The 22,590-nt window shown below is 72.2% G+C and carries 26 protein-coding genes and 1 tRNA gene; 18 read left to right on the forward strand and 9 right to left on the reverse strand.

Annotation, left to right across the window (positions count from 1 at the left end; genetic code table 11):
• From ACZ418_RS15410 to ACZ418_RS15440, 7 genes are all read right to left on the reverse strand, one after another.
• The coding region (locus ACZ418_RS15410) for a tetratricopeptide repeat protein (RefSeq protein WP_468363185.1) at window positions 1–1,823 on the reverse strand (1,823 nt) is incomplete at its 3' end.
• A gap of 65 nt (window positions 1,824–1,888) precedes the next feature.
• The gene (locus tag ACZ418_RS15415; protein ID WP_468362492.1) at window positions 1,889–2,368 is read right to left on the reverse strand and encodes a hypothetical protein; all 480 of its coding nucleotides are present in this window, start codon (window positions 2,366–2,368) and stop codon (window positions 1,889–1,891) included.
• 206 nt (window positions 2,369–2,574) lie between these two features.
• Window positions 2,575–4,272, reverse strand: coding sequence for a copper resistance CopC/CopD family protein (locus ACZ418_RS15420; protein WP_468363187.1), 1,698 nt, complete (start codon window positions 4,270–4,272; stop codon window positions 2,575–2,577).
• 158 nt (window positions 4,273–4,430) lie between these two features.
• Complete coding sequence (locus tag ACZ418_RS15425; RefSeq protein ID WP_468362494.1) at window positions 4,431–5,207, reverse strand: SDR family NAD(P)-dependent oxidoreductase; 777 nt, start codon at window positions 5,205–5,207, stop codon at window positions 4,431–4,433.
• Window positions 5,204–5,677, reverse strand: coding sequence for a cupin domain-containing protein (locus tag ACZ418_RS15430; protein WP_468363189.1), 474 nt, complete (start codon window positions 5,675–5,677; stop codon window positions 5,204–5,206). Before ACZ418_RS15430 ends, ACZ418_RS15425 begins: the two co-directional genes overlap by 4 nt.
• A 2-nt stretch (window positions 5,678–5,679) precedes the next feature.
• Complete coding sequence (locus tag ACZ418_RS15435) at window positions 5,680–6,267, reverse strand: GNAT family N-acetyltransferase (protein ID WP_468362496.1); 588 nt, start codon at window positions 6,265–6,267, stop codon at window positions 5,680–5,682.
• The gene (locus ACZ418_RS15440; RefSeq protein ID WP_468362498.1) at window positions 6,264–8,360 is read right to left on the reverse strand and encodes a penicillin acylase family protein; all 2,097 of its coding nucleotides are present in this window, start codon (window positions 8,358–8,360) and stop codon (window positions 6,264–6,266) included. Before ACZ418_RS15440 ends, ACZ418_RS15435 begins: the two co-directional genes overlap by 4 nt.
• Window positions 8,361–8,501: 141 nt before the next feature.
• Here ACZ418_RS15440 and ACZ418_RS15445 point away from each other — a divergent pair, with 141 nt between their 5' ends.
• From ACZ418_RS15445 to ACZ418_RS15470, 6 genes are all read left to right on the forward strand, one after another.
• Window positions 8,502–9,113 (forward strand): HhH-GPD-type base excision DNA repair protein, encoded by a 612-nt coding sequence (locus tag ACZ418_RS15445; RefSeq protein ID WP_468362500.1) that lies wholly within the window; start codon window positions 8,502–8,504, stop codon window positions 9,111–9,113.
• Window positions 9,114–9,191: 78 nt separating this feature from the next.
• Window positions 9,192–9,860, forward strand: coding sequence for an HdeD family acid-resistance protein (locus tag ACZ418_RS15450; protein WP_468362502.1), 669 nt, complete (start codon window positions 9,192–9,194; stop codon window positions 9,858–9,860).
• Between the two features lie 97 nt (window positions 9,861–9,957).
• Window positions 9,958–10,278, forward strand: coding sequence for a hypothetical protein (locus ACZ418_RS15455; RefSeq protein WP_468362504.1), 321 nt, complete (start codon window positions 9,958–9,960; stop codon window positions 10,276–10,278).
• Window positions 10,279–10,351: 73 nt separating this feature from the next.
• Window positions 10,352–10,480 (forward strand): hypothetical protein, encoded by a 129-nt coding sequence (locus ACZ418_RS15460; RefSeq protein WP_468362506.1) that lies wholly within the window; start codon window positions 10,352–10,354, stop codon window positions 10,478–10,480.
• A gap of 304 nt (window positions 10,481–10,784) precedes the next feature.
• Window positions 10,785–11,081: a type II toxin-antitoxin system VapB family antitoxin gene (locus ACZ418_RS15465; RefSeq protein ID WP_004943146.1), complete on the forward strand. Its 297-nt coding sequence runs from the start codon at window positions 10,785–10,787 to the stop codon at window positions 11,079–11,081.
• Between the two features lie 105 nt (window positions 11,082–11,186).
• Window positions 11,187–11,822 carry a LytR C-terminal domain-containing protein gene (locus ACZ418_RS15470; RefSeq protein WP_468362508.1) on the forward strand — a complete coding sequence of 212 codons (636 nt, stop codon included), beginning with the start codon at window positions 11,187–11,189 and terminating at the stop codon, window positions 11,820–11,822.
• Window positions 11,823–11,874: 52 nt separating this feature from the next.
• On the opposite strand, the gene upp is transcribed toward ACZ418_RS15470, so the two are convergent.
• Window positions 11,875–12,510 (reverse strand): uracil phosphoribosyltransferase, encoded by a 636-nt coding sequence (gene upp / locus ACZ418_RS15475; RefSeq protein ID WP_468362510.1) that lies wholly within the window; start codon window positions 12,508–12,510, stop codon window positions 11,875–11,877.
• Window positions 12,511–12,672: 162 nt separating this feature from the next.
• Between upp and ACZ418_RS15480 the strand changes: the two genes are divergently transcribed.
• The 9 genes from ACZ418_RS15480 to ACZ418_RS15520 all read left to right on the forward strand — a co-directional run bounded on the left by ACZ418_RS15480 (window position 12,673) and on the right by ACZ418_RS15520 (window position 18,135).
• Window positions 12,673–12,882, forward strand: coding sequence for a hypothetical protein (locus ACZ418_RS15480; RefSeq protein ID WP_468362512.1), 210 nt, complete (start codon window positions 12,673–12,675; stop codon window positions 12,880–12,882).
• A 312-nt stretch (window positions 12,883–13,194) separates the two neighbouring features.
• On the forward strand, window positions 13,195–13,731 hold the full coding sequence (locus ACZ418_RS15485; protein WP_468363191.1) for a tRNA adenosine deaminase-associated protein: 537 nt from the start codon (window positions 13,195–13,197) through the stop codon (window positions 13,729–13,731).
• Window positions 13,732–13,787: 56 nt separating this feature from the next.
• Complete coding sequence (gene tadA / locus ACZ418_RS15490; RefSeq protein ID WP_468362514.1) at window positions 13,788–14,219, forward strand: tRNA adenosine(34) deaminase TadA; 432 nt, start codon at window positions 13,788–13,790, stop codon at window positions 14,217–14,219.
• Window positions 14,220–14,264: 45 nt separating this feature from the next.
• Window positions 14,265–14,349, forward strand: a tRNA-Ser gene (locus tag ACZ418_RS15495).
• A 163-nt stretch (window positions 14,350–14,512) separates the two neighbouring features.
• The gene (locus ACZ418_RS15500; RefSeq protein ID WP_055708362.1) at window positions 14,513–14,692 is read left to right on the forward strand and encodes a hypothetical protein; all 180 of its coding nucleotides are present in this window, start codon (window positions 14,513–14,515) and stop codon (window positions 14,690–14,692) included.
• 10 nt (window positions 14,693–14,702) lie between these two features.
• Window positions 14,703–14,996, forward strand: a complete 294-nt coding sequence (locus ACZ418_RS15505) for a Dabb family protein (protein ID WP_468362516.1) — start codon at window positions 14,703–14,705, stop codon at window positions 14,994–14,996.
• A gap of 131 nt (window positions 14,997–15,127) precedes the next feature.
• The gene (locus tag ACZ418_RS15510; protein WP_468362518.1) at window positions 15,128–16,018 is read left to right on the forward strand and encodes an RNA polymerase sigma factor SigF; all 891 of its coding nucleotides are present in this window, start codon (window positions 15,128–15,130) and stop codon (window positions 16,016–16,018) included.
• A gap of 327 nt (window positions 16,019–16,345) precedes the next feature.
• A complete protein-coding gene (locus tag ACZ418_RS15515; protein ID WP_468362520.1) occupies window positions 16,346–17,284 on the forward strand; it encodes an RNA polymerase sigma factor SigF in 939 nt (312 codons plus the stop codon).
• A 77-nt stretch (window positions 17,285–17,361) separates the two neighbouring features.
• The gene (locus ACZ418_RS15520; RefSeq protein ID WP_468362522.1) at window positions 17,362–18,135 is read left to right on the forward strand and encodes a hypothetical protein; all 774 of its coding nucleotides are present in this window, start codon (window positions 17,362–17,364) and stop codon (window positions 18,133–18,135) included.
• A 16-nt stretch (window positions 18,136–18,151) separates the two neighbouring features.
• On the opposite strand, the gene ACZ418_RS15525 is transcribed toward ACZ418_RS15520, so the two are convergent.
• Entirely contained in the window at window positions 18,152–18,352 is a 201-nt protein-coding gene (locus ACZ418_RS15525; protein ID WP_468362524.1) for a hypothetical protein, read from the reverse strand.
• 206 nt (window positions 18,353–18,558) lie between these two features.
• Here ACZ418_RS15525 and ACZ418_RS15530 point away from each other — a divergent pair, with 206 nt between their 5' ends.
• The 3 genes from ACZ418_RS15530 to ACZ418_RS15540 all read left to right on the forward strand — a co-directional run bounded on the left by ACZ418_RS15530 (window position 18,559) and on the right by ACZ418_RS15540 (window position 22,554).
• On the forward strand, window positions 18,559–19,065 hold the full coding sequence (locus ACZ418_RS15530; RefSeq protein ID WP_468362526.1) for a MarR family winged helix-turn-helix transcriptional regulator: 507 nt from the start codon (window positions 18,559–18,561) through the stop codon (window positions 19,063–19,065).
• Between the two features lie 88 nt (window positions 19,066–19,153).
• On the forward strand, window positions 19,154–21,628 hold the full coding sequence (locus tag ACZ418_RS15535; RefSeq protein ID WP_468363193.1) for an MFS transporter: 2,475 nt from the start codon (window positions 19,154–19,156) through the stop codon (window positions 21,626–21,628).
• Between the two features lie 104 nt (window positions 21,629–21,732).
• On the forward strand, window positions 21,733–22,554 hold the full coding sequence (locus ACZ418_RS15540; protein WP_468362528.1) for a YceI family protein: 822 nt from the start codon (window positions 21,733–21,735) through the stop codon (window positions 22,552–22,554).
• Window positions 22,555–22,590 lie beyond the last annotated feature (36 nt).

Genomic DNA, 22,590 nt, shown 5'->3' on the forward strand with positions numbered 1-22,590 from the left:
AGGGCACCGAAGACGTCGAGAGCCTGCTGACGGGCGTCCAAGGCTTCCTCGTAGCGACGCAGCTCCTGAAAGGTGGCGCCGAGGTTCAGCCACGCCTTGGCCTGGCCGTCGGTGTCGCCCAGGGCACAGAAGACGTCGAGAGCCTGCTGACGGGCGTCCAGGGCTTCCTCGTAGCGACGCAGCTCGTGAAGGGTATTGCCGAGGTTCAGCCACGCCTTGGCTTGGCCGTCGGTGTCGCCCAGGGCACCGAAGGCGTCGAGAGCCTGCTGATGGGCGTCCAGGGCTTCGTCATAGCGACGCAGCTCCTGAAGGGCGGCGCCGAGGTTGTTCCATGCCGCGGCTTGCGCACGGTGGTGGCCCAGTGCCCTGGCGGAGTCGAGAGCAATGGTGCTGACGCTGAGCGCATCGTTCAGGAGCCGACGGGCAAGGAGGTATTCGCTGATGCAGCCGGGCACGCTGACCGCGACGTCGAGGTGGCCGCCGGCGTGGGCGGCCTGGACGGCGGCCACCAAGTTGGCACGCTCGGCATCGAACCATGCCATTGCGCGGGCTCGGTTGCGAAAGCGGGAGACGTTGCCGCCGGCGGCGGGGTTGAGGTGCGTGACCGCGTCCCACGCGAAGCGGAAGTAGTGCTCCAGAAGCCGCCTCAGGGCGCGCTGCGTGGCGGCGGGGTGGTGGGCGGCCTGCTCGGTGGCGTAGGCGCGGACGAGGTCGTGCATGCTCCACCGGCCGCTGTCGGGGTCCTGGCGCAGCAGGCTGGCCCTGACCAGGGCGGCCAGCCGTGGGCGGACGTCCTTGGCCTTGCCGACTCCGCTGATCGCCACGGCGGCTTCCAGCGAGAAGTCCGGCCCGGGGTTGACCGTCAGCTGCCGGAACAGTTCTTCCTGGGGCGGGGCCAGGCGGCGCGCCGACCGCTGCACGACGCCGCGCACCGCGCGAGAGCCGTCGTCCAGCACGTCCAGCCGCTCTGCGGGGTCCTCGAGTTCGACGGCAAGGTCGGAGGGTTTCAGGGAGCGGTCGGCGACCAGCTGGGCGGCGGCGATGCGCAGGGCCAGCGGCAGGCAGCCGCACAGTTCGGCGACGCGCCGGGCCCCATCGGTGTCGGCGGCCACCCTGCCGTCCTTGGGGAGGGCGGTGCGCACGGCGGCGTCGAGGAGGTCGACGGCCTCACCGAGTGGGAGGGTTTCCAGGTCGATGAGCCGGGCGCCGATGTGGGAGAGGTCGTCGCGAGAGGTGATCAGGAGGCGGTGGGGGGCGCGGGGAATCAGGCTTTCGACCTGTTCACCGGCGGAGGCGTTGTCCGCGATGACCAGGAGCCGCTCGCCGCGGCGGGCTCGGGCGGCGAGCTGGGCGCGGTAAGCGGCGGCGCGCTGGGCCCGTTCCGGGGGGATCTGGGCGGCATCGACGCCGAGCTGGCGCAGGACGTCGTCCAGTGCGCGAGCGGCGTCGACCGGCGCGTCGTCGTACCCGCGCACGTCCAGGAAGAGTGCGCCGGTGAAGGCTCCGTCGGCCAGGGCACGGTGGCCGGCGGCGAGGGCGAGGGTGGTCTTGCCGATCCCGCCCATGCCCCGCACCGCCGCCGACACGACCACCGAAGTGACGCCGCCGGAACCCCCCGTTTCCTGCTCTGCCGCCTCGCGGGAGCCGAGCACCGCGAGCAGGTCGTCCAGCTCCCGCCCACGTCCTGTGAAGCCGGGCGCCACCTCAGGAAGCGGTGGAAGCTCCACCGATACCGCTGCCGGTTCGGTGGCGGGTCTGCCGCCGATGTAGATGTCGCGGGCGATGAGGTGGTGCGCGGCCATCGCCCCGCGGTCCGCCGACATGCCTGCCACGGGTTCGGCGTACGGGGTGGTTGTGGGGGGCCGGGCAGGTGTGGTGCCCGGGACGGTCAGGAGGTGGCCGTCCCGGGCCTGGGAGGGTTTCCCAGCGAGAGGTCGCCTTCGACGTGGACGCTGCCGCCGGCCACGGAGCCGTTGTCGGCCTTGATGTCCATGTTGCCGCCGACGGTCAGGCTGTAAGCGCCGAGGGTTCTGGGGTCGGCGGCGCGTTTGGCGTCCTCCAGGGCCTTGACCGCGTCCTGGAGCTCCTGGGCGAACGCGGCATCCTGGGCGGCGGCTTCCGCAAGCCCGTTCTCGACGTTGCGACGGGTGAGGGCGCTGGGCTCGCTCTGCCCGGCAGCGGCCTCCTGCTCCAGCCGTTCGACCTCTCCGCCGGGGCCGAGACGGCGCACCACGACACCGTGGACCCTGTCCATCGCCGCGTCCAGAGCGTGGTCGACCTCGGCGTCGGCCCGGCCGCCGACTCGGCGGGCTTTGCGTACCGCCCACGCGAACACGCATCCCACCGCAGCCTCGACGACGAACGTCATAGCGCCCCCCTTGGCATCTCCTGCCACGCCATGCCGACATGGCACAGCCTCAGACTTCCCTCACCGGTGCGGCCTCGAATCCCTCGCCGGGCACCTGCGGCAGGCCGGCCCGGCTCGCAGGTCCGCACCCGCGGTGAGATCGGAGATCCACGGTAGTCACCCCTGAGCACGGCCGAGAGGACTTTCGGGAATCTGCCCTGGTCCGCCTACCGCGTCACCCGCACCGGCGCCGAAACCGTCACCTGGTCCAGGTCCGACACCCGGACCGTTGCCTTCATCGTCCAGGTGCCGGGGAGGGGGAGGTCGAAGGAGTCGGTGGACCAGTAGCCGCCGCGGTCGGTGATGCGGGTGTCGAGGGGGCCCAGGTGCCGGGCGGGCAGGGTGAGGGTGACGCGGAGTTCGGGGACCGTGGACAGGCCGCCGTCGGGGCCGTAGACCACCGCCTGTACGGAGGTGCGGCCGACCCGGCCCGGGTCCAGGGTGATCTGGACCTTGCCGTGGCCGCCTGGGGTGCCGACGTCGAAGGGGATCGTGGTGACGGAGGCCGTGGGGATGCCGGTCGTCGCGGTTCCGGACCGTGTGGCCTGCTCGGCCGCGCGGCCGGGGACGGTGCTCGTCAGGAGGGTCGTCAGGGCCAGGACCAGCACGCCGACGGCCGCCTCCGCCAGCACCGAGCGGCGCAGGGTGTGCGAGGGCGGGGGTGGGGGCGGGGTGGCGGGTTCCGGGGGGAGCGGGGGGCCCGTGGCCGGTTCGGGGACTCGGGCGACGGCGACTCGGGGGTCCCGGGCGAGGCGGGTCGTCCAGGCGCGGGAGCAGGCCGCCGCCAGCAGGAGCGCGGTGACCGCCGCGAGTTTGGCCAGCAGCGTCCGGCCGTACGTCGTGTCCGTGAGCGCCTGCCAGGAGCCGAGGCCCCGCCAGGACTGGTAGACGCCGGTCAGGACCAGGACCGGCACCGAGACGGAGGCCAGGCGGGAGAAGCGGGCCACGGTGGCCGGGGAGGTGTGCCGCAGGGTGCGCAGGAGGGCCGCCAGACCGCCCAGCCAGGCCGCCATGGCCAGCAGGTGGACCGTGGCGGAGGTGATGGCCAGGGGGACCTGGACGCCCACCGCGGCGTGGTCGGCCGCCGTCCAGGTCAGGGCGAGGGGGAGGGAGACGGCCCCGGCCACGGCGAGCGTCGTACGGCGCGGGAGTCTTCTGCGGCGGGCCCGCAGGAGCGCCACGCCGGCGCCGGCCAGGAGCAGCAGTGCCAGGCGGATGAGCAGGAGGGCGCCGGGGCGGGTCGTGGCCGTGCGGGTCAGGGAGTCCAGGGAGAAGCCGGGTGCTGTGCCCTCCTCGTAGGGGGTGCGCAGGAGGTACAGGGCGGCCGTCGTGGCGAGGAGGGTCCAGGCCGCGGCCAGCACCGGGGTGCGCAGCGGGGCCGCCGTCGGCGGGCGGCAGTACGCCACGAACGCCGCCGCGCCGAGGAGGAGGGCCAGGGAGAGGTAGGCGAGGTAGCGGGCGATGTTGTACAGGGCCGCCGTGGCGGGGTTCTCCGTGTCGTCGGGGACCGGGCTCGCGGTCGTCGCCGTGCGGGTGCCGACCGAGAAGGTGAGTGCTCCGGACACCGGGTGGCTGTCCGCGGACACCACCCGCCAGGCGACCGTGTAGGTGCCGGTGGCGAGCTTCGCGGGGAGGGCGGCGCGGGCCGTGTCCGAGCGGCCGGGGGCGTGCTCCGCGGGGCCCGTGCGCAGGCGGTGGTTGGTGGGGTCGTAGACGCGGAAGGAGTCGGTGAGCAGGCCGACCGATTCGGTGAAGGTCAGGGTGATGTGCCGGGGGGCCGTGCGCAGGAGGGTTCCGTCGGCGGGGTCGGTCGTGCGCAGGGCCGCGTGGGCGGACGCGGGGGCCGCCGTGCTCAGCAGCAGCATGAAGAGGCCCGCACAGAGCAGGCCCAGCCGCCGTGGCCACCGGCGCCGGTCGCGCAGCAGCACTCGTCCCCTCCCTCGCCGCCTGTCCTCCGTATGAGTACGCGGAGACCGGCCGGAGCGCTCACCACGCGGGCGACGCGAGCGGTCGGCCGCAATGCTCACCAGGTCGGCCGGGCCGAGATGCCGCCGTCGACGGTCAGGTCGTGACCGGTGATCCAGCTCGCGAGCGACGAGGCCAGGAACACACAGGCGTCGGCCACGTCCTCGGGGCGGCCCAGCCGGCCGGTGGGGACGGCGGCCAGCCAGCGGCGTACGCCGTCCGGCCAGGCCTGCGCCAGGCCCTCGCGGTCGATCAGGCCGGGCGATACGGCGTTGACCCGGATGCCGTCGGGCCCGTACTCCAGGGCCGCCGCACGGGCGTGCATGACGACCGCCGCCTTGGCCGCGCTGTAGTGGGCGTGGCCGGGCGCGGGACGGGAGGCCTCGATGGAGGCGATGTGGGTGATGCTGCCGCCGCCGTGGGCCCGCATATGGGCGGCGGCGGCCTGGGTGCAGACGAAGACGCTGGTGAGGTCGGTGTCGACGACCGTGCGCCACTCGGCCGCCGTCATGCCGGGCAGGGGCTGGACCGGCTGGACGGCCGCGTTGTTGACGAGGGCGGTGAGCCGGCCGCCGGACCAGTCCGTCACCTCCCGGACCAGCCGGTGGCAGGCGTCCTCGTCCGTCAGGTCCGCCCGGAGTACGACGGCCTCGCCGCCCGACTCCCGGATCCGGGCGGCCACTTCACCGGCCGCGTCCACCGCCGTACGGCAGTGCACGGCCACCGCCGCGCCCTCCTCGGCGAAGCGGAGCGCGATGGCGCGGCCGATGCCGCCGCCCGCGCCGGTCACCAGGGCGGTCTGTCCGTCGAGCAGGTTCCGCGGGCTCCTGTTCATGGGCGGCACAGTTCCGTGATCCGGGCGGCCTCGGCCGGGTAACGCGCCGTCAGGTCGGCCGGGTCCCCGTGTTCGTAGTCCTCATGGGTGAATCCGGGCGCCATCGTGCAGCCGAAGAATGTCCACGCGCCGCCCGGTGCCACCCGCGCGCCCATCCAGGTGCGGGCGGGCACGGTCAGCTGGAGGTGCTGGCCGGACAGCGGGGCGGGGCCGAGGACGGCGGTGCGGGTGCTGCCGTCGGGGGCGAGCAGCAGGAGGTCGATCGGGTCGCCGAGGTAGAAGTGCCAGATCTCGTCGGTGGGCAGGCGGTGCAGGGCGCAGAAGTCGTCCGCGGTGAGCAGGGCGACGATGGCGGAGCCCTCGGGCCGGCCGTCCGGACGCAAGGGCCCGGCCCAGGTGCGCCGGAACAGGCCGCCCTCGCGGGGGATGGGTTCGAGGCGGTAGTGCGCGATCAGATCGTCCGGCGTCATCGTCACCCGGGGAAGGCTATCGCGCGCTCCAGGAGGGCCAGTTGGGCGTGCTTCTCCGGCAGGAACACATCGGGGAGGTCCACCTCGGGCAGGACGACCACCGGGCCGCGCACGAAGCCCTGGCGTTCGAAGCGGGCGATCGCCCTGGTGTTGCGCACGTCCGGGTCGACCACGAGCCGGCGCCGGTCCAGGGCCCGCAGCGCGTACGTCGTCATCACGGTCAGCAGCGCCGAAGTCCAGCCGGGACGCGGGCCGTCGGGACCGGCCGGGGCGAGGAGGACGTGGACGCCGAGGTCGCCGGGGCGGACGTCGTAGCACTCGCCGACCCGGTCCGCGGCCGGCTCGTACGTCTGGAACAGGGCCGCCGGTACGCCGTCCCTGGTGACGAGGTGGGCGTGGTGGGTGTCGAGGCCGGCCATGTGGGCGTAGATCTCGGCGACCTGGTCCCGGGTCAGGCCGTTCATGCCCCAGAAGACGGCGCGTTCCTCGCTCACCCAGCCGTGGACGACGTCCGCGTCGGACACCGGGTCGAGGGGGCGGACACGGACGGTGCCGAAGCCGTCGATGTGCTGTTCATGGAGGTCGGTCATGAGGTTTCCTCGGTGGGTTCCAGCGTCAGCAGGGTCCAGTCGGTGACGACGGGGACCAGTTCCCCCTTGCGCCACAAGGGGAGTTGGTCGCGGTGGTGGGGTGCGCCGGGGACGCCGTCGGCGCCGAAGGGGACCACCCAGCGGCTGTCCGCGCGGTCGGCCAGGTCCCAGACGTAACGGGCGGCCGGGCCGCGGGCCGCGCGGTCGGTGAGACCGGGGACGGCCGAGGTGCACAGCACGCAGTCGTGGTCTCCCGCGAGTCCCGGTTCGCCGTCCGTTTCCGGGTACGGCAGTGCGCGCCAGGGAGCGAGGCGGTGGGTCTGGGACCAGGTGCCGGCCGGGGGTTCGGCGGCCACCTCCGCCAGGGCCGCGCGGACGGTGGCCGGGCGGTCGATGCCGTACAACTCCTCGGCGCGCAGCAGGTGTTCGAGGGCGTAGCCGAGGCGCGGGACGAGCGCCAGCCAGGGGAGCAGGACCCCCGGGTAGGCCGGGGGCTCGGTGAGCGGACTGAACACGGGGTGGGCGGCGAGCCGGCGTACGACCGCGCCGCGCACCGCCGCGTAGGCGGCCGCGTCGGTGCTGTCGGCGTCCATGCGGCGGTTCCAGGCGAGCAGGCGGTCGCGCAGGCGGGCCGCGGCGGGGCTGAGGCCGTCGAGGGCGGCGAGGTGGTCGAGGAGTGGGGCGGCGGAGGCGAGGTGGGTGTCGGTGTGGATGGCCGGCATGCCGTCGGCGGTCCAGGTGCGGCGGGCGTCGAGGAGGGCGCGGATGCGGTCGGCGCGGTGCGGTGGGGCGAACTCGACGCCGAGGGGGGCGGCGGGGCCGCGCTGGTTGGCCATCACGGCGACGCCGTCCGCGACTGGGGCGTACGGCGTTTCGTGCCAGCCGTGCCAGTCGTGGCCGGGCTGCCAGGCGGGGACGGGGTGGAGGCGGTTGGACTCCGCGCGGACCGGTACGCGGCCGGCGACGCGGTGGAGGGTGCCGCCCAGGGTGTCGGCGGCCTGTACGACGTTGACGGGCTCGGCCCAGGCGTCCAGGGCACGGTCGACGTCCTGGACCGTGCGGGCCCTGAGGAGGGGAAGGAGGGCGCTGAAGCCCAGGTCTGCTGTGACGCGGGGTGGGTGGCGCAGAGCCAGGGCCGTGTCGTCGCCGGCGTCGGTACGCGCCTCCAGGCCCTCCGGGCCCCCGGCGATCACCGGGCCCCTCGCCGTCTCGATCACCTCGATCTCGATCGGTGGCTCTCCCGCGATCCGCACCGTCTCCGTGTGCCGGCCGGCCCGGTGCCAGTGGCCGTCCGGGCCGAGGGCCTCGACGCCCGCGCCGGTGCGGCGCAGGCGTTCGCGGTACAGGTCCTGGTAGTCGGCCATGGCGTTGGTGATGGCCCAGGCGACCGTGCCGGTGTGGCCGAAGTGGGCGATGCCGGGGACGCCGGGCACGGCCAGGCCGACGACGTCGAACTCGGGGCAGGCCAGGTGGATCTGCTGGTAGACGCCGGGGTCCTCGATGAACCGGTGCGGGTCGCCGGCGATCAGGGCGTGCCCGGTGGCGGTACGGGCGCCGGAGACGAGCCAGCCGTTGCTGCCGGCGGTGCCGGGGCCGTCCGTGGCGAACAGGCCGACGGCATCGGGGCCGAGGTGCCGTATCGCCTGCTCGCGCCAGAGCTTGGCCGGGAAGCCGGCGAAGAGGAGATGGGTGGCGAGCCAGATGCCGAGCGGGGTCCAGGACTGCCAGGGGGTGGGGGTGAGAGGGGTGCGGGCGAATTCGGGCGCCCGGCGGGCACCGGCCGGCAGGCCCTCGTTGACGCCGTCGGCGTACGCCCGGATCCAGTCGGCCGTTTCCGGGTCCCGGCGTTCCAGCGCGGCGAAGCAGCGGCGGGCCGTGTCGTCGAGGCGGGCCTTGCGGGCGAGGACGTCCCAGGAGAGGGCGCCGGCGCCGAGGAATGCGGCCGAGGTGCCCTGGGAGCGGTGGCGATCGACCTCCAGCTGCCAGGCGCGGTCCAGTGCGGTGACCCGGCCCTGGGCGCGGGCCAGTTCGAGGGTGCTGGAGGCCCGTAGATGGGGGATGCCCCAGGCGTCGCGGTACGTCTCGATGGTCACCCGGAAGCCCGCTTCCACTCTAGGTCCGACATTTTAGGTTAGCCTTGCCTAACTTACCTGGGAGGGATCGTACGCGAGAGACGGAGAAGCCGTCGGACCACCCCGGCTGCGCCGCGCGCGCCCCCGGGCCACCATCGACGCATGGACGTCACCCTGCACCTCGCCCAGGACCCCGACGCCGACGCGCTGCTCGGGCGGTCCGCGCTCGCCGCACTCACCGGCATGCTGCTCGACCAGCAGGTCCCGATGGAGTGGGCGTTCAAAGGGCCCCGGACCATCGCCGACCGGCTCGGCGTCGGAGCGGCCGGGGATCTCGACGCGCACGACATCGCCGCGATGGACCCGGAGGCCTTCGCCGCGCTGCTCGCCGAGAAGCCGGCCGTCCACCGCTACCCGGGCTCGATGGCCAAGCGCATCCAGCAGCTGTGCCAGTACCTCGTCGAGCACTACGACGGGGACGCGGAGGCGGTCTGGCGGGGCGTGCCGACGGGTTCCGAACTGCTGGAACGGCTGGAGGGCCTGCCCGGGTTCGGCAAGCAGAAGGCCCAGATCTTCCTCGCCCTGCTCGGCAAGCAGCTCGGCGTCACGCCGAAGGGCTGGCGGGAGGCCGCGGGGGCGTACGGCGAGCGCGAGTCCTTCCGGTCCGTCGCCGACATCACCGGGCCGGAGTCACTGGCCAAGGTGCGCGCGCACAAACAGGAGACGAAGGCGGCGGCGAAGGCTGCGAAGGCCTCCGGCAAGTCGGGCCGCTAGACGTGGGGTGGCTGCGGGGCTTCACCCGACCGGCCCACCCCAATGGCAGCCCCGCCACCGCCGTTCACAGCATGGACCATGACCGAGGCACCGAACACCGGTCCGGAATGGGGCCGTGAGTACGACGACCGGAATGTGCACGCGGGCACGCCGCCGGGCGACCGGCGTGAGCCCGAGCCGCCGTTCGAGGGGCCCCTGCACGCCCTGGCCCGGGCCGCCTGGCAGGTGGTCCTGGTCACCGGGACCGCCTCACTGGTCCTCGGCGTCCTGGTGCTCGTCTGGCCCGGCCCCTCCCTGCTCGCCGCCGGCGTCCTGTTCGGGCTCTACCTCCTGGTCAGCGGCGTCTTCCAGCTGGTCGCCGCGTTCGGCACGCACAGGGCGACCTCGCTGCGGGTGCTGGCGTTCATCAGCGGCGCGCTGTCGATCCTGCTCGGCCTGCTCTGCTTCCGCGGGCCCATGCAGTCGATCCTGCTGCTCGCCCTGTGGATCGGCATCGGCTGGCTGATCCGCGGGATCACCCAGACCATCGCCGCCGCGGAGGACTCCCGGATGCCCGGCCGGGGCTGGCAGATCCTCCTGGGGGTCCTCACCTTCGTCGCCGGGATCGTGCTCATCGACGCGCCGTTCCGGTCGGTGGCCGTGCTGACCCTCGTCGCCGGCATCTGGCTGGTCGTCGTGGGGATCGTGGAGATCGGCACCGCGTTCAGCATCCGCAGCCGGTCGAGGGCGATCCCGCGGACGGTGTGAGCGGCGGCGTCAACCGCGCGCCCGGCACCTACGCCGAGCGGGCGGATCTCGGCCCCCGCGTGCTGCACACCCCGCACGCCCCGGGGACATACCAGACGTGAGCAGGACCGCGAGTGTCCCCCGGAGCCGTACCTGGCTGCGGGTTCTCGTGCTGCTCCTCGCCCTGTGGGTGCCCGGCGCCCATGCGCAGGCCCAGGCGGCCCACGCGCTGGGCGCGTCCGCCGAGACCTTCGAGCACGACGTGCTCGACACGCTCCTGCGGCCGCCCGCCCCCGCCGTCCACCGGGCCGACGTACCCGAGCGCCCCGCACCCCTCCCCGACCCGGCGCCAGCCCGGCCGCCGGTACGCGCCTGCCCCGGCACGCCGCGGGCGCCGTACGCCCCGCCCCTGCTCCGCACGGTGGTCCTGCGCTGCTGACGGACCCGCGTCCCCGCGGAAGGCCGGTCAAAGGCCGGTCACAGGTCAGTCAGACGCAAGGAGCAGCACAGTCATGCCCATGGATCACTACGCCGTCCTGCGCGCCCTGTTGCGCGCGGAGGCCCGGCGGGCGACGGAGCCCAAGCAGGAGCAGAAGCACAAGGACGAGCCGCAGCGGCCGCCCGAGGAACGGGACCGCTGAGCCGGTACCGGCGGGGGCGGGCCACCGCCTCCGCCGGGACACGCCGAACAGCGAACGGGTGATCTCACGGCCGGGCCGGGTGCCGGGCTTCTCGTGGGCCAAATCGGTCCACAGCCTGTGCACAACCCCCGCGGGGCGGGGAGCCGCGCACCGCCCGCTCCGGTGCGGCCCCGTCCGTCCTGACCCCCTGCTCCCGACAACCTTCCCGGTAGCAGCGCATATGACCCGTTTGCGGCATCTTTTCAGGCGGGGCACTCCGCCGCCATGGCTGCGCCCGGAACGTCTTGACCGGTAGGCTTTCCGTGTGATCTTCAAGCGCATCGGAAACGGCCGGCCGTACCCCGACCACGGCCGGGAAAGCACCCGGCAGTGGGCGGACGTCGCGCCGCGCCCGGTCCGCCTCGATCAGCTCGTGACCACCAAGCAGCAGCTCGACCTGGAGACCCTGCTGGCGGAGGACTCGACGTTCTACGGCGACCTCTTCGCGCATGTCGTGAAGTGGCAGGGCGACCTCTATCTGGAGGACGGGCTGCACCGCGCGGTCCGCGCCGCCCTCCAGCAGCGCCAGGTGCTGCACGCACGCGTGCTCGAACTCGACTGACCCGGCGGGACACGGCCATTCACCCTTGACCCTTTCGGGTTCCACTGAGCGGCATCGACTGATCATCTAATAGGCAGCGCCGCTCGGGCGCACTACGCTGCGCCCATGAGCATGCTCACTCCCCCTGGCATGGGCGGCCAGTACCGGATCACGGGGGACAAATACCCTCGGATGCGTCCGCCGCGGCGACGCGCCAGGCTCGTGGCCGCCGTGGTGGCGTCCGTCGCCGTGCTCGGCCTGATCGGCTGGGGCACCCTGCAGCTCATCGACGTCTTCACCGGCGGCAAGAAGGCCCCGGCGGCCGGCCCGAAGACCGACTGCCACCCCAAGGCGGACACGGCAGCACAGGTGAAGGCCCTGCCGAAGCCGGGCCAGATCACCGTGAACGTCTACAACGCCACCGAGCGCACCGGGCTGGCCAAGTCCACCGCCGACGAGCTGAAGAAGCGGGGCTTCAAGATCGGCGACGTGGGCAACGCGCCCGGGGCGTACGACAAGAAGGTGAAGAACGCCGGGATCCTGCTCGGTCCCGCCGCCGCCCAGACCACCTCACTGCCGGTGCTCGCCGCCCAGCTCACCGGCGCCGAACAACGCGCCGACACCCGCAAGGGCACCGACGTCGACCTCATCCTGGGCGACGCCTTCAAGGGCCTGGTGAAGCCGACGGCGGCGGACCAGACCCTGGCCAAGCTGACCGCGCCTGCGCCGACCTCGGCACCTTCCACCAAGAAGGGGTGCTGAACCGAGGGGCGATCACTCAGCACCCCGATCAGCACCCCGGTGGGCGCGAGAACTACTCGGCCGCCCCGTAAAGACGATCCCCCGCGTCACCCAGCCCGGGCACGATGTACCCGTGCTCGTTGAGGTGGTCGTCCACGGCCGCCGTCACCACCGTCACCGGCGTCCCCGCCAGCTCCCGCTCCATCACCGCGACGCCCTCGGGAGCGGCGAGCAGCACAACCGCCGTCACATCGTCCGCACCGCGCTTGATCAGCTCCCGGATCGCCGCGACCAGCGTGCCGCCCGTCGCCAGCATCGGGTCCAGGACGTACACCTGGCGGCCCGAGAGGTCCTCGGGCATGCGCGAGGCGTAGGTGGAGGCCTGCAGCGTCTCCTCGTTGCGGATCATGCCCAGGAAGCCCACCTCGGCGGTCGGCAGCAGCCGGACCATGCCGTCCAGCATGCCGAGGCCGGCGCGCAGGATCGGCACGACCAGCGGGCGGGGGCGGGCGAGCTTGACGCCGGTCGTCTGCGCGACCGGGGTCCGGATGTCGACGGCTTCGGTGCGCACGTCCCGCGTGGCCTCGTAGGCGAGCAGGGTGACCAGTTCGTCGGCGAGCCGCCGGAAGGTCGCGGAGTCGGTGCGCTGGTCGCGCAGCGTGGTGAGCTTGTGGGCGACCAGGGGGTGGTCGACGACATGGAGACGCATGCCCCTAACGGTACCTGCGCCGCAGCCCCGCCCGTTCCGGCGTACCCGCGGCCGGGACCCCGGCCGTTACCTCGTCCGGCACCCCGGCCGCCACCCCTCCGGCCCTGGCGTCGAAGCGGCCGTACGAGGGAAAGTGGGAGGGACGGAACTGGGGTGGTGTGAGTGCCTGACCTGCCTGAGACCGGGGGCGCCGGCGAGCCCGCGATACGCGCCGCGGCCGTACCGGAGACGGACGCCGAGCGCCGGCGTCGCCGCGCCCAGTTCCTGCGTGACCTCGCCGAGGCCCGTGAGCTGCGCGCCCGGGTCCAGCCGCGACGCGCCAAGGCCGCCCGGCTGCGCCACGCGATGCGCATGCGGACGTTCCGCTGGTAGACCGACCGTGGGAGGGACACGCTTGGGAATCCTCGTGGGAATCATCCGGGGCAGGACGCGGTAAGTAAGTTCTGGGTCAGGAAGATCCGCGCACACACCGGCGTTTGGGCGGTGGGCGTGCGTGAGCGGCTGGAAAAGCCGCGTACGATCCGCAGGTGGCTGCAAGACACAGGGCGTCGAAGACGTCCCCTGAACGCCTTGTTTCTGCCACGATTCCGAGTGGGTGGGGCTCGGAGCCCAGCTCTCTCCGCCCAAGTACCTCCGCCGGGGGGACCCCCAACCGGCACGCCTATGACCAGTGGGAGAGTCACGGTGTACTTCGCCGCACTGCTCGCGCGCACCGAAGACGGGTGGGAAGCGAGCGACACAGAGCTCGACGATGTGGAGACCCTGTCGGATCTTGCCGACCTGGCCCGTGAAGCCTCTCCCGAGGAGGACACGGTGCTCGTGCTGATCGAGCAGGAGGACTCCTGGTTCGGCGTCGTCCGCGTGGACGGCGAGGACGACCCTCGCATCTACGTCTCGGACGCGGCCGCCGCCCAGCGCAGCGCGTACGGCGAGCTGCTGCTCACCGACGAGCTGCTCGGCCGGGAGCCGGGTGCCGACGACGGCCCCGACCTGGACTCCCTCGACCTCGACGGCACCGAGGACGGCGAGTCCGAGTCCGACGAGGACGACGAGGAGAGCACCGCCGCCGACGCCGTTCCGCACAGCCCCGTGGGCGACAGCCAGATCCTCGACGACCTGGGCATCAGCGAGAAGGAGCTGCGCTCGCTGGACGCCGAGGACGCGCTGGGCGCGATCGCCGAGGCCCTGGGCGCCTCGGAGGTGCTGGAGACCGTCCGCTGACCGTCGAGCACCCGGCCGCCGCTCCGGACCCGGTACGCGACCGCTGGCGGGCCGCGATGCGACTCGCCCTGGCCGAGGCCGAACGGGCCGTCCGGGGCGGGGACGTCCCCGTCGGCGCCGTCGTGCTGTCCCCGGACGGTACGACGGTGCTCGCCACCGGGCACAACGAGCGCGAGGCCACCGGCGATCCCACGGCCCACGCCGAGGTCCTCGCGATCCGGCGGGCCGCCGCCCTGCTCGGGGAGTGGCGGCTGGCCGGCTGCACGCTCGTGGTCACCCTGGAGCCGTGCACGATGTGCGCGGGCGCGATCGTCCAGTCCCGCGTCGACCGGCTCGTCTACGGCGCCCGGGACGACAAGGCGGGCGCGGCGGGCTCGCTGTGGGACGTGATCCGCGACCGGCGGCTCAACCACCGCCCGGAGGTCGTCGAGGGCGTCCTCGCGGCGGAGGCCGCCCGCCTCCTCACCGAGTTCTTCCGGGACCGGTGAATACCGATTTCGGAGCACGCCCCTGTGTGCTGTAAGGTCTCCCTCGGTAGCGTGTCCGAGCGGCCGAAGGAGCTCGCCTCGAAAGCGAGTGTGGCGCAAGTCACCGAGGGTTCAAATCCCTCCGCTACCGCTCGAAGAAGGGCCCCGTCGAAAGACGGGGCCCTTCGTGCGTCCGGGGACGGGACCGCAAAAGAGCTCGGGCGGCGGACCGTTGGTCCCTCCAAAAGGGCGCGAAGGTTACACTCGCCGCCGGCAACAGGGGCTCGCAACACGCACGCACAGGGGAGGCCGCGGTGGCGGTGAACGCCAAGAAGATCGCCGTATACGTGCTCGTGGTCTTCGCGCTGTATGTGATCATCACGGACCCGCCCAAGGCGGCCCATTACGTGCAGATAGTCTTCGAGGGCATATCGGACGCGGCCAAGGCCGTGGGCGACTTCATGACCTGGGTCGCCAACGGAGGAAAGAGCTGAGGTACATCCCATGATCCGCCACCTGGTCCTCTTCAAGCTCAACGAGGGCGTCGAGCGCGACGATCCGCGGGTCGTGGCGGGCGTGGCGGCCTTCAGGGCCCTCGGCGGCCAGATCGAGGAGCTGCGCTTCTGGGAGTGCGCCTGGAACATCAGCGACCGGCCGATCGCCTACGACTTCGCGATCAACTCGGCGGTCGAGGACACCGACGCCCTCAAGCGCTATCTGGAGCACCCGGCCCATCAGGCGGGCGTCGCGATGTGGCGCGAGTTCGCCACGTGGGTGATCGCCGACTACGAATTCTGACCACTTACGCCCGAGAGCCCCCCGCCGCAACGGCGGGGGGCTCTCATGCGTCTTAATCCCCAACTTGTGGAGTTTGAAGACAACACGGCGTTATGCGGTGCTTGCACACAGTGCACATGTCTTGTGATGCTATGACCGCTTTTGACCGATCATTGAGCGACGAAGAGGTGGCGTTGACCGTGTCGGCCAGTACTGCGCCACCTCAGGAGGAGGCGGCCCCTCCCGCCCCCGCCACCGCTCCCGTGTCCCCCGAGAAACGGCGTGGCGCCGACACCCGAGCCCTCACCCAGGTACTCTTCGCCGAGCTGAAGGAGCTCACCCCGGGCACGCCGGAGCACCACCGGGTGCGCGGGGCGCTGATCGAGGCGAACCTCCCGCTCGTGCGCTACGCCGCCGCCCGCTTCCGCTCCCGCAACGAGCCCATGGAGGACGTGGTCCAGGTCGGCACCATCGGCCTGATCAACGCCATCGACCGGTTCGACCCGGACCGGGGCGTGCAGTTCCCGACCTTCGCGATGCCGACCGTGGTCGGCGAGATCAAACGCTACTTCCGGGACAACGTCCGCACCGTCCACGTACCGCGCCGGCTGCACGAGCTGTGGGTGCAGGTCAACAGCGCCACCGAGGACCTCACCACGCTCTACGGCCGCTCCCCGACCACCGCCGAGATCGCCGAGCGGCTCAGGATCAGCGAGGAGGAGGTGCTGAGCTGCATCGAGGCGGGGCGCTCGTACCACGCAACCTCGCTGGAGGCCGCCCAGGAGGGCGACGGGCTGCCCGGTCTGCTGGACCGCATCGGCTACGAGGACCCGGCCCTGGACGGCGTCGAACACCGCGACCTGGTCCGCCATCTCCTCGTCCAACTCCCGGAACGAGAACAGCGCATCCTTCTCCTGCGCTACTACAGCAATCTCACCCAGTCGCAGATCAGCGCGGAACTCGGCGTCTCCCAGATGCACGTCTCCCGGCTTCTCGCCCGCAGCTTCCAGCGGCTGCGCTCGGCGAATCGCATCGACGCATAGAAGCCTCCGAGGCGGAGCACAGCAGGCGCACGGAAGCACACACGGGATCACCCCCTGCATCGCAAACCCGATCGATGCATCACCGTCGAGAGCGAATCGCTCACCAGCACAGATGCCGACAGTTGGATCCCTGAATTGCGTCAGACCGGGTCTTTCCAGGGCCGATTCACTTCTCACATGTCGACATGTCACTACAGCGTGTTGCCGACATGTGACATTCTGCGGGAGACGCGTTTGCCGGGCCTTCGGCGCCGGTATTCAGGTGAAGGCTGCGTTGCTCGCAAGAACGACGCCGCCACGACCGTCCCGCGACCCAAAGGGGGTGGCATGTCCGCAGACCAGGGCAGCTCGAAGGTGCTGACGCCCGCGACGAGCGAGGCAGCGCCCAAGGAGCTCGACGCTCTCGACGTCCTCGACGGCATCGAGGGCGTCACGGCCCTCGACGCCGTGCCGTCCCCGACCGCCCCGGCGGCCGCCGACCTCCCGGCCCCGCCGACCGCGGGGGACATCGACACCCGCACCCTGTCCCGCTCCCTGTTCCTGCGGCTCGCCGCGCTCGACGAGGACAGCCCGGAGCGGGCCTACGTCCGGGACACCCTGATCGAGCTGAACCTGCCGCTGGTCCGCTATGCGGCCGCGCGCTTCCGCTCCCGCAACGAGCCGATGGAGGACATCGTCCAGGTCGGCACCATCGGCCTGATCAAGGCGATCGACCGCTTCGACTGCGAACGGGGCGTGGAGTTCCCGACGTTCGCCATGCCGACGGTCGTGGGCGAGATCAAGCGCTTCTTCCGCGACACCTCGTGGTCCGTCCGCGTCCCGCGCCGCCTGCAGGAGCTGCGCCTGGCCCTCACCAAGGCCAGCGACGAGCTGTCCCAGAAGCTGGACCGTTCGCCGACGGTGACAGAGCTGGCCGCCGTGCTCGGCGTCTCCGAGGAGGACGTGGTCGACGGCCTCGCGGTCGGCAACGCCTACACCGCGTCCTCCCTCGACTCGCCGGCCCCCGAGGACGACGGCGGCGAGGGCTCCCTGGCCGACCGCCTCGGCTACGAGGACACGGCCCTGGAGGGCGTGGAGTACCGCGAGTCCCTGAAGCCGCTGCTGGCCAAACTCCCGCCCCGCGAGCGCCGGATCATCATGCTCCGCTTCTTCGCCAACATGACCCAGTCCCAGATCGGCGAGGAGGTCGGCATCTCCCAGATGCACGTCTCGCGCCTGCTGACCCGGACGCTGGCGCAGCTGCGGGAGGGGCTGATCTCCGACTGACGGTGGGTCGGCCCCTGCGGGGCGCCGGTCCCGTCCGGAGGCTTCCCATCTGACGAGGCGTCAGCCACCATGGCCCGATGCTTCGTACGACGACATGGACACGTGGCCGCCGAGGCGCCGTTACGGCAGCGTCGGCGGTCGTCGTCGTCCTGGGCGGGGCGGTGGCCGCGTGCGGGGGCCATGGCCCGGGCGGCGGATATGTCACGGTCGGCTCGGGACAGCGCGGACCGGGTTCTGTCGGCCCGACGGGGTCCGTGACCCTGGTGCCGCTCGACGGAGGCAGCGGCGCGAGCGACAGCGGCCGTAACGCACCCGGTGCGGCCCCGACTTCGGGCAGCACCGGCACCTCGGGCAGTCCGGACGCTCCGGAGCGGGCTTCAGCCGCTGCCGGCAGTGACGGCTCTCCTGCCACCCCGGGCCCGAGCGGCACGGACAGCCGTACGACACCGTCCGCCACGTCGCCCGGTCCCACCCCCGGGCCCACGCGCAGCCAGGGGAAGCCCCCCAGCCCCGCCGATCTGTCCTGGGGCACACCGACGACCGAGGCGACGGACCAGCGCTGGTGCCAGAAGGTGACCGTCGGCTTCCACAACTCGGGGGGCACGTCGGTGCGTTCGGGGTCCGTGACGTTCGGGACGCACGTCATCGGCGCGCTCGGCATCGACTGGGGGACGGTCGAATCGACGGTCGGCCTTCCCGTGCCGATCGCGCCGGGCACGCACGAGGACCACACCTGGACGGTGTGCGTCGACGCCATGGGGGTCCCCCCGCTCGAGCGAAGCCGAGCGGGGGGGAGCGTGCCGCTCGGCATGCACATCGAGACGCGGGACGTGTCCGTCCAGTGGAAGTGATCGCCTGACGGCGGTCCTACTTCAGCGCCAGCCAGGCCACACCCGCCACCACGGCGATGGCCACGACGACACCGATGATCAGGCCGATACGGGGGCCGGACGAGGAGGCGGCCGGCTGCTGCTGTCGGCCCTGGGGGGCCTCGTCGACGAACGCGCGGAACATCTGGGTGCTTCCGGCGGGGTCGTAATTGCCCTGGGGGCCCTGGGTGTTAGCCATGGCCCGAGACCTTAGCGAAGACGGGCCGGGCCGCCCAAGTGGGGGGCCACCGGGACAGACGGGGGCACCCCGCCCGCACCGACCTGCATGTTTACGGTCGCAATACTTGCCTTTGCCAAGTTTTTGCGCCGTCGCGCGCCCGTTTATTTGCCTGCAGCAACCAAACAGGCCTAAGGTTGCCTCAAGCAACGAACACGGGAGGTGTGATGGCCGAGCAGGCGCAGTTCGAAGAGCTGGCGCGTCAGCTCAGTGCCGTCGGAGCCGTGAAACGGGACATGGGCCGGATCCTGCCCCCCGACTGCCCGGGCGGTTCGGCCGCCGTGCTGACCCTGCTCGGCCGCCACGGAGGCATGCGCATGAGCAAGCTCGCGGAGCTGCTCGCCGTGGACATGTCGGTCACCAGCCGGCATGTCGCGCACGTCGCCGCGCGCGGCTGGATCGAGCGGCACCCGGACCCGGCGGACAAGCGCTCGCGCATCCTGCGCCTGACGCCCGCGGGCCTGGAGGAGCTCCAGGAGCTGTCCCGGCGGACCACGCATCTGCTCGCCGAGCGGCTCGCCGACTGGACCGACGACGAGGTGGCCCAGCTGATCCGGCTGATGACCCGCCTGCGCGCGTCCTTCGGCGGCTGCCGGTCCGTCCCGGTCCGGCTCCCGGCCGCACCAGCCGCCCCCGTAGTCGAAGAGACCACCCGTACACCCGCAAGCACATAAGAGAAGGAAGCCCATGGCAACGACCACACCAGCCGGTGTGCGGGCTCACGCCAAGCACGGGGGAGGCTCCGCGGCGGGCCACGCCCCGATGACGCACCGGCAGATCATGGAGGCCCTGTCCGGCCTCCTCCTCGGCATGTTCGTGGCGATCCTGTCGTCCACGATCGTCTCCAACGCCCTGCCGCACATCATCGGTGACCTCGGCGGCGGTCAGTCCGCCTACACCTGGGTGGTCACCGCCGCCCTGCTGTCGATGACCGCGGCCACTCCCCTGTGGGGCAAGCTCGCCGACCTGTACAGCAAGAAGGCCCTCGTCCAGATAGCCCTGGTCATCTACGTCCTCGGCTCGATGGCCGCCGGTCTGTCGCAGAACGCCGGCATGCTGATCGCCTGCCGTGTCGTCCAGGGCATCGGTGTCGGCGGTCTGTCGGCCCTCGCCCAGATCGTCATGGCCGCGATGATCTCCCCGCGTGAGCGCGGCCGTTACTCCGGCTACCTCGGCGCCACCTTCGCCGTCGCCACCGTCGGCGGCCCGCTGCTCGGCGGTGTCATCACCGACACCTCCTGGCTGGGCTGGCGCTGGTGCTTCTACGTCGGTGTCCCGTTCGCCGTCATCGCCCTGATCGTGCTGCAGAAGACCCTGCACCTGCCCGTGGTCAAGCGGGAGGTCAAGGTCGACTGGGGCGGCGCGTTCTTCATCTCGGCCGCCGTCTCGCTGCTGCTGATCTGGGTCACCTTCGCCGGTGACAAGTACGACTGGGTGTCCTGGCAGACGTACGCGATGGTCGGCGGTTCGATCGTCCTCGGCGCGCTGTTCGTGCTCGTGGAGTCCAAGGCGAGTGAGCCGATCATCCCGCTGCGCCTGTTCAGGAACCGCACCATCACCCTGGCGTCCCTCGCCTCCCTGTTCGTCGGCATCGCGATGTTCACCGGCACGGTGTTCTTCAGCCAGTACTTCCAGCTGGCCCGGGACAAGTCCCCGACGATGTCCGGCGTCATGACCATCCCGATGATCGGCGGCCTGTTCGTCTCCTCCACCGTCTCGGGTCAGTTCATCACCCGCACCGGCCGCTGGAAGGCGTGGCTGGTCAGCGGTGGCGTCCTGGTGACGGCCGGCCTGTGCCTGCTCGGCTCCATCCGGTACGACACCGAGTACTGGAAGATGGCGATCTTCATGGCGCTGCTGGGTCTCGGCATCGGCATGATGATGCAGAACCTGGTGCTCGCCACGCAAAACCAGGTCGCCCCGTCCGACCTCGGCTCGGCCAGCTCCACGGTCACCTTCTTCCGCTCCCTCGGCGGCGCGGTCGGCGTCTCCGCGCTCGGCGCGGTGATGTCCCACCGGATCACGCACTACGTCCAGGACGGCATCTCCGCCCTGAGCCCGAAGTACCAGGCGGCCCTGGCGGGCTCCAGCTCCACCGACAGCATCCCGGACATGAGCAAGCTGCCGGCGCCACTGCGGACGCTGCTGGAGAGCGCCTACGGCCACGGCATCGCCGACGTCTTCTTCATCGCCGGCTGCCTCGCCGCCCTCGCCTTCCTGATCACCCTGTTCATCAAGGAGGTCCCGCTGAAGACCAAGGGTGCGCTCGCCCAGGCCGCCGAGGCCGACGCCCCAGCCGCCCCCGTGGAGACCGCTGTGGAGAACACCGTGCAGGAACCCGCCCCGCAGAAGGTGCCCAGCTGGGCCACGCCCGTCGTAGCCGACACCACCGCCGAGGCGCCGGCCGCGGCCACGGCCGTCCAGCCGGCGGCGACCGCCGTAGCGACGATCGCCGAGCCCGGCACGGGCGGTCCCGGCGGCACCCCGGTGCACGGCTTCGTCCGCGGCGCCGAGAGCGCCCCGGTCCCGCAGGCCGCGGTCACCCTGATCTCGTTGTCCGGCCGCCAGCTGGGCCGCGCGGTCGCCCAGGCCGACGGTTCCTACTCCGTCGACGCCCCCGGCACGGGGTCGTACGTCCTGATCGCCTCCGCCGACGGCTACCAGCCGCAGGCCTCCACCGTCGTGGTGGGCGAGGAGCCGCTGTCGTACGACATCCTGCTCAGCGGCACCAGCGGGCTGACCGGTGTGGTCCGGGCCGCCGGGAGCGCGCTGCCGGTCAAGGACGCCATGGTGATCGTCACCGATGTCCGCGGTGATCTGCTGGCCACCGCCGCCACCGGCGAGCAGGGCGACTTCGCCCTCACCGGCCTGGTGCCCGGCACGGTCACCCTGGCCGTCAACGCGAGCGGGTTCCGGCCGCGCGCCCTGCCGGTCGAGATCGGCGCCACCGGGGTCACCCGGATCGAGATCGACCTGGACGCCGGCGCCGAGCTCCAGGGTGTCGTCCGAGCCCCGCACGGCCCGCTCGCCGACGCCCGCGTGACGCTCGTCGACCAGGCGGGCAACGTGGTCGGCACCGCCACCACCGGTGCGGACGGCGCGTACGCCTTCACCGACCTGGACAGCGGCGAGTACACGGTCATCGCAACCGGTTACCCGCCGGTGGCGACGGCCCTGACCGTGGCCGGCCCCGGGGTCGACGGCCACGACATCGAACTCGCCCATCCCGGCGAGTAGTTCCACCCGGCCCGTGGACGGGGTGCGTGCCGAGCGCAGGCGCACCCCCGCCACGGGCCGGTTCGTTGAGACCGGTTCGTAAGGCTTTGCAGGGAGAAAACGGGATGGGACTGACCGCGAAGATCCGCACGCGGGACGGGTGGGCCGTGTCGCACGCGGTCGTCACGGTGACCGACATGACCGGCACGCAGGTGCTGCGTGCCGGGGCGGACGCCGAGGGAGCCGTACGGGATGCCACCGAGCTGGCGCCGGGGGCGTACACGGTGATCGTGACGGCCGTCGGATACGCGCCCGCGGCCTCCTCCGCGATCGTCACCGCCAGCGGCCGGGCCGAGGTCGGCACGGTGACACTGGCCCGGCAGGGCGGCACCGAGCTGCCGCCGCCCGGGCCCTGGACCATCGACCCGGTGCACTCCTCCGTCGCCGCGGTCGCCCAGCACCTGGGGATCTCCAGCGTGCACGGGCGGTTCACCGAGTTCGGCGGCACGATCGAGATCGCACCGGACGACGTCGCCAAGTCCCGCGTGGAGGCGGTGATCAAGGCCGCGTCCATCGACACGGGCAACGGCATGCGCGACGGACATCTGAAGTCCGCGGACTTCCTCGACGTCGAGCAGCACCCGGAGATCGGCTACCGCTCGACGGGCCTGACCCGGTCGGGCTCCGACCGCTGGACGGTGCACGGCGAACTGTCCATGCACGGGGTGGTACGACCGGTGGACCTGGACCTCGCCTACCTGGGCACCGGCGCGGACCCGTGGGGCGGCACGCGCGCCGCGTTCCGCGCGACCGCCGAACTGCACCGCGAGGACTTCGCGATGAACTACAACCAGGTGCTGCAGGCGGGCATCGCGGCGATCGGTACGACGCTGAAGGTCGAGCTGGACATCCAGGCGGTCCAGGGGGATTCGCTCCCCCAGGCATAGGCACAGCAGGGTCAGCCACAGGGGCACCCATTGCCC

This window comes from Streptomyces sp. NPDC030820 (assembly GCF_055572075.1).